The sequence below is a fragment of the Mesorhizobium sp. M2A.F.Ca.ET.039.01.1.1 genome (assembly GCF_003998035.1).
Classification (GTDB): Bacteria; Pseudomonadota; Alphaproteobacteria; order Rhizobiales; family Rhizobiaceae; genus Mesorhizobium.
In genome coordinates this window covers 1-977 of record NZ_RZRY01001288.1, presented here as the reverse complement: position 1 = coordinate 977, position 977 = coordinate 1, and the positions used below count along the sequence as shown (strand labels likewise).

Sequence of the window (977 nt, the reverse complement as noted above, 5' to 3'; positions counted from 1 at the left end):
TCGCAACTCATGATCTCTGGATTGATGGATACCATAGTTATTTTGGTCACTCCGAATGGGAGGACGTGGATATCGATGTGCTCGACGCGACAGGCGAGCCTGAAAAGGCACAGCAGATTCGTTGGGACTGCTTCGAAAACCACCTTCTCCGTGACCGTCTGCGAGACTATCTGAAGCGGCTTGCTGACTTCGACGATGTCATCGCCGAAGAAAAAGCTCTAACCCAATCTTTGACCTTCCCAATATGGTGCCGGCATTGGATTTTCTCATCGAATGGCCGGCGCATGAGCAAGGCCGCCAAAACTCATCCTCCAACGCCATACTGAGATCGATGGTAATTGCCTTATCGGTCGTTTGTGAAATGTACGGCATGAAACTGTACATCTTGACGCCAAGCCCGCGAAATCATACAGTCAAAGCCTCCGAAAAGCGAAGGATTCGCCCCATGCCCCGCTCCGCCGTCAGTGACAGCCAGCGCATGTCGTTTCGCATCAAGCCCGCCGACAAGGCGGTGATCCTGCGCGCCACCCAGTTGGCGGGCGCCGCCGGGATAACGGATTTTGTCCTGCGCACCGTCCTCGACGCCTCGCGCGAGATCATCGAGCGCAACGACCGGATCATTCTGTCCGAACGCGACGGACTGCGCGTTCTGGAGGCGCTGGAGAACCCGCCTGCCCCCAACGAGAAGCTGATCGCGGCGGCGGGGGCGCTGCCCGCCGATCTATGAGCCTGCCTGCGTGGGGCGAGGAGCCCGTCGCCCGGCACGACCGCGACAGTTTCGACTGCGGCGATGCCGCCCTCAATGAATTTCTTCGCATGCATGCGCGCCGCAACCATGAGCGGGGCGCCTCGAAGACGTTTCTCGCCGTGGCAAAGCATGACGCAACGGTTCTCGGTTTCTACACGCTGAGCCCCGCCGCGGCGGAGTTCGAGCGCGTGCCGGAGAAACTCCGCAAAGGCCTTGGCCGCTATGAGAT

General features: G+C 59.5%; 2 protein-coding genes and 1 pseudogene. All 3 read left to right on the top strand.

The genetic code is table 11. The features are described 5' to 3' along the window. Positions 1 to 326, top strand: a 326-nt coding sequence (locus EOA24_RS39355; protein ID WP_348633111.1) for a DUF6880 family protein, incomplete at its 5' end; no start/stop codon positions are given. A 119-nt stretch (positions 327 to 445) separates the two neighbouring features. Further along, the gene (locus EOA24_RS39350) at positions 446 to 727 is read left to right on the top strand and encodes a DUF1778 domain-containing protein (protein WP_127410903.1); all 282 of its coding nucleotides are present in this window, start codon (positions 446 to 448) and stop codon (positions 725 to 727) included. Then, positions 724 to 977 (top strand): annotated as a pseudogene (locus EOA24_RS39345) (GNAT family N-acetyltransferase); the annotation flags it as partial. The gene EOA24_RS39350 and the pseudogene EOA24_RS39345, both read left to right, overlap by 4 nt.

Coding starts and splice junctions, on each gene's coding strand:
- EOA24_RS39350 (WP_127410903.1), top strand. CDS start 446: ATGCCCCGCTCCGCCGTCAGTGACAGCCAGCGCATGTCGTTTCGCATC.